At 54.1% G+C, this 4429-nt stretch carries 3 protein-coding genes; 2 read left to right on the plus strand and 1 reads right to left on the minus strand.

Annotated features, from left to right (window positions below; genetic code table 11):
- Positions 1-43: 43 nt before the first annotated feature.
- Positions 44-1717 carry an ankyrin repeat domain-containing protein gene (locus D5261_RS07100; protein ID WP_119325223.1) on the plus strand — a complete coding sequence of 558 codons (1674 nt, stop codon included), beginning with the start codon at positions 44-46 and terminating at the stop codon, positions 1715-1717.
- A 1284-nt stretch (positions 1718-3001) separates the two neighbouring features.
- Positions 3002-3568, plus strand: coding sequence for an SMI1/KNR4 family protein (locus D5261_RS07105; protein WP_125206428.1), 567 nt, complete (start codon positions 3002-3004; stop codon positions 3566-3568).
- 46 nt (positions 3569-3614) lie between these two features.
- Here the strand turns inward: D5261_RS07105 and D5261_RS07110 are convergent, their stop codons facing one another.
- Positions 3615-3959 carry a hypothetical protein gene (locus D5261_RS07110; RefSeq protein ID WP_125206429.1) on the minus strand — a complete coding sequence of 115 codons (345 nt, stop codon included), beginning with the start codon at positions 3957-3959 and terminating at the stop codon, positions 3615-3617.
- Positions 3960-4429 lie beyond the last annotated feature (470 nt).

Raw genomic sequence — 4429 nt, forward strand, 5'->3', positions numbered from 1 at the left:
TTGACAGGCGCGAAGCTCCTACGGTAGAGTTGAGTATTCCAGTATGAATATCTTGAAAACCCTCGCCGCCCGTCTCAGATTCGCATCCGTCGTCAGCGTTCTTCTGCCCCTCGCATTGGCGCCCGGGGCGAATGCGCAGCAGCTGCCGTCCACGCCTTCGGATCCTTTGTCGTTGTCGCCCGCGTTCCCAGCGAAAACAGCGCCTCAAGCTGTCACTCCCACGCAGCGCATACAGATCAAACCCACCCTCACCAAAGCGCAGCTCGACCAATCTCTGATCGCGGAGGCGTACCACCGGAACCTGAAGAACGTCTCGACGCTGCTGGCGCAAGGCGCCGATCCCAACGCGCGCGATAAAGCAGGAACGTCCGCCCTCTTTTACGCGGTCGCGGCGAAGGATAACCTCTCGGTCGTCAAACTGCTGCTGGACAAGGGCGCGCATGTCAACGCGACGGACCGCCATCAGAATACGGTGCTGGGCGAGGCGGTGGATCTCAAGGCGGGCGCGCTCGTGACGCTGCTGCTGGAGCGCGGCGCCGATGTCAATGTGCGCAGCGACTCTGGAGCGACTCCCCTGGGAATTGCCCTGGTGAAAGACGATCTGGCGACGATGCAGCTTCTCGCGAAGCACGGCGCCGATGTGAACGCCCCGCAGCAGCGCGGATTGACGCCGCTGATGATCGCTTCGGCGCGGGAAAATCCAGACGCCGTTCGTTTCCTGATCGGCGCGGGAGCATCCGTCAACCCCGCCGTCACGAAGGGGCTGGCGGCGCCGCTGACGATCGCGATCGCCGAAGGACGCCGCCCGAGCGTCGCGCGAACGCGCGTTGACGCCGTGATCCAGACGCTGCTCGATTATGGGGCAAAGGTGAACACGCGCGACGCTCAGAACGCCACGCCGCTGATTGTCGTGACCGCGATGGGCGACGCCGCGCGGGCCAAGCAGCTGATCGATCACGGCGCGAATGTGAACGCGCAGGACAATCTCGGCCGCTCGGCCTTGATCCTCGCCGCCGGAAAGGGCGATACACCGCTGGTGAATCTGCTGCTGACGAACGGCGCGGCTGTGAATGTCCGCGACAAACAGGGCTACACGCCTCTGCTGTGGGCGTCGCAATATAGCCATACCGGAATCGTCCAGCAGCTTCTGCAAGCGCGCGCCCAGGTGAACACGGGGAGCGCGCACGGATTTACCCCGTTGATGGCGGCCAGCTTAAAAAACAGCAGCGTTGTGGCGAAGATGCTGATCGATCACGGCGCGAACGTCAACGCGGCGGACAAAGATGGCTTTACTCCCTTGATGCTCGCGTCTCAATCGGGCAGCGAGTTTATCGTCAAGCTGCTGTTGGACAAGGGAGCGGACGTGACCGCCAAAACAAAAACAGGCGCGACGGCGCTCAATTACGGCGCCAGCCACGGCCCCATTCTGGCCCTGCTGATGCCCCGAATCGCCGCCAAGACCAAACCCACGGCGCCCGCCGCGCCAAAGCCCGCCAGCCTGGGCGGTCCATTCGTCCCGCCGGCGCATCCCACAATGCCCTCGCCCCCAGCGTCCGTCCATCTGCCCGCGCCTGCGGCCACCGCTCCAACCGCTCCACCCATCGTCCCCCCTGCGCCCGGAGCGCCATGGGTTCCGCTCGCGCCCCGCGAACCGATTCCTCCCACGCCCCCCATCCCGCCGCATGTGGAGACGCCGCGCGCTCCCAAAGCGCCATAGTTGGGAAGTGGTCGAGTCTCATCATAATATGAATAACGGTGATGGGTTCGGAAGTCGGTCGAAATAGGTCGGGCCGTTTCCCGTACCATTCGAGCATTGCCGCATAGGGCGTCTTGCGGCCCAGCGTCCCATATCGGTTCTTGAAGCCCGCCAAAATAAACTCACCCCCATTATTCGTCAGAACTGTTATTGAGCCTAAATCGATGTAAAGGTGAGCAAGCTCTATAAGATGATGGTAAAAGATGAGAAATATATTAGGTTAGTAATTGATAAAGCTAATCGCTTAACGTCAGAAGGATATCGTTGGTATTTATCATTCTATAATGAGCATGCGCAAGTGCTGATATTTGTTGGCTAAAAAGAAAGTTATGGGAAAGTCTACCTGATATTCGAATATCCCGATTATATTGCTCTTCCACTTAATTTGACATATTGTAATTTTTTTTATGCTACGGCGTAATCCGCGCCGTAAGAATCCGTATCGAGTGGAAGGTGATAGAATATTTCATATCGGATTATCGCGCCAAAGTCATAGTAAAATGGTCTGGCTTAACTCCTTTTTACGCGGCTTTAGTCAGATTGTTTCATGTAATAATGCGGTTTTATGGAGCAATGAAAAAGATATATCTATATGAATTCATTGTATTTTGAAAATTCGTTATCGGTTGAAAAGCTAGATGGGGCAGATTTACGGATAAGCCTGATAACAGGACATCATCTTTTTTGTAAATTTGTCGCGTCATGGGATGGAGAAGATCAATTGGCCGTAAATTTTACTACTACGGATTTCATTGATATGCCAACGATACTTCATAATGTAGACATTAGACCCAGAACAATCTTGGAGTTTGTTCGTTACGCGGTCTGCTCTCTACCCTGTGCTGCATGGGGAAGCTTGCGGAGAGTTAGTTTCCTTACTGTTAGGGCTCGTGAGGGGAAGTTTTATATTCTTGGGTCACAGATTTACATTGGTGCGCACAATGCAAATCATGAATTTGAGCGGTGGTCTCAGGTTAAAAAAGATTGTTGACCGCCAGGATACATTGCCCAGAATTTGGAGGAACAATAATCGGTTCAGAATGCAATGGATTGACAGATTTGAGAATTATCTCCCTCGGTAAACGGAGTTAACCGGCACGTTGCCGCCTCCGCCATTTACAGACTCCGTGACAGTGCGGGGCAACGCGCCCAGCGCACCCCACCTTCCGAAGGCGCGACGATAGGCCAGTGCAACTTCCTGTTGCGTAAAAGAGGCGATTTATTTTGTCGGAAATATCAAGTCTTATGTCGAATCTATTATTAGTTATGGGAAGACAAGGTGCTAATATCAACAAAAATATTAGACCTGGATTGCCTCGGCAAAAAATTGTCGAAAAAGCTTCTCTACTCCCCTTCAAACTTACAGATCATCTTATCGATCTTTATGAATACTGCGATGGCGTTACCGATCGTCCACGTCTTACAGCCAATCTAATTGACGACGGAAGATTTATGTCATTGGACGAAGCAGTGAGACACTATCGTAATTTGACTTTTAATGCTGCTTCTGCATCAGATGACTATCAAGGGACTTGGTTTCCCCTTCTATACGCGGAGTCTGGGGAATGTACTGTAGTTGAGTGCGGTGACGGGACTGACAGAGGGCAAATTATTAGTTACGACGTAGAAATGGGAATTTCCGTTCAATATTTATCTTTGGAATCTATGTTTAAAACTGTTACTCAATATTGGATTGAGGGCCTTTATTCACTCGTAGATGGTTTTTGGCAACCCTCTTCGGATTCTATCAAATTTGGCAGGATTGGCGCTCGTATGAATCCAGGCGCTGATTACTGGAACTATGTCTCTTGAAAAATGTAATTTGATGATTTGATTAGTCACGGGCGGCGATGGAGAACTAGGAAGCGGTTCGTGCGCTGATCGCGGCGGGAGCGTCCGCGAATATTGCCGCCAAGACCAAAACAACGGCGCCCGCCGCGCCAAAGCCCGCCAGCCTGGGCGGTCCATTCGTCCCGCCGGCGCATCCCACAATGCCCTCGCCCCCAGCGTCCGTCCATCTGCCCGCGCCTGCGGCCACCGCTCCAACCGCTCCACCCATCGTCCCCCCTGCGCCTGGAGCACCATGGGTTCCGCTCGCGCCCCGCGAACCGGTTCCTCCCACGCCCCCCATCCCGCCGCATGTGGAGGCGCCGCGCGCGCCGACAGCGCCATAGTAGAATGGCTCGTGTCGGGAATCAAGCATTCGAACGGTGAGGAGCATCCGCAATAGCCCGATCATGGGTGACAGGCGGCATAATGTGGCGTTGGCCATAAATGGCTGGTGCGATAACGCTACTGGTAATTGTAGATGTGATTGCCTGCAATAAATTATCCTATGTATTGACACTTCGATATTTGTCGTGGTATTGTGTGTTCAGTTCGCTCGCTTCATGCTCTCCCATCCTCTGCATCTGCTGTATCGCATAGTTTGGTTGGCATACCGCTCAAGCTCATCGTAGCTTCTGGGCGGTAGCAAAACCCTCCTTCCCTTGCACTTGACCGGTTTTCACTGGAGATTCTATGCACTCGTGGCTAGCCATGCCTCGCCGCGTCTCGCCGTTACGGCAAGCCGCGCGTCTTGCGCTTATTTTTCTGATTCACTTCGTATGCCTCTATGCGGGATTACGAGAAGCAAGCGCACAGATTCCGGCGGCGCCGACGAACCTTGTGGCC

Source organism: Capsulimonas corticalis, from assembly GCF_003574315.2.
In the GTDB taxonomy this organism is placed as follows: Bacteria; Armatimonadota; Armatimonadia; order Armatimonadales; family Capsulimonadaceae; genus Capsulimonas; species Capsulimonas corticalis.

What these genes read in the sequence shown, in the direction of transcription:
- D5261_RS07100 (WP_119325223.1), top strand. Translation starts at nt 44, where the DNA reads ATGAATATCTTGAAAACCCTCGCCGCCCGTCTCAGATTCGCATCCGTC.
- D5261_RS07105 (WP_125206428.1), top strand. Translation starts at nt 3,002, where the DNA reads ATGTCGAATCTATTATTAGTTATGGGAAGACAAGGTGCTAATATCAAC.
- D5261_RS07110 (WP_125206429.1), bottom strand. Translation starts at nt 3,959, where the DNA reads ATGCTTGATTCCCGACACGAGCCATTCTACTATGGCGCTGTCGGCGCG.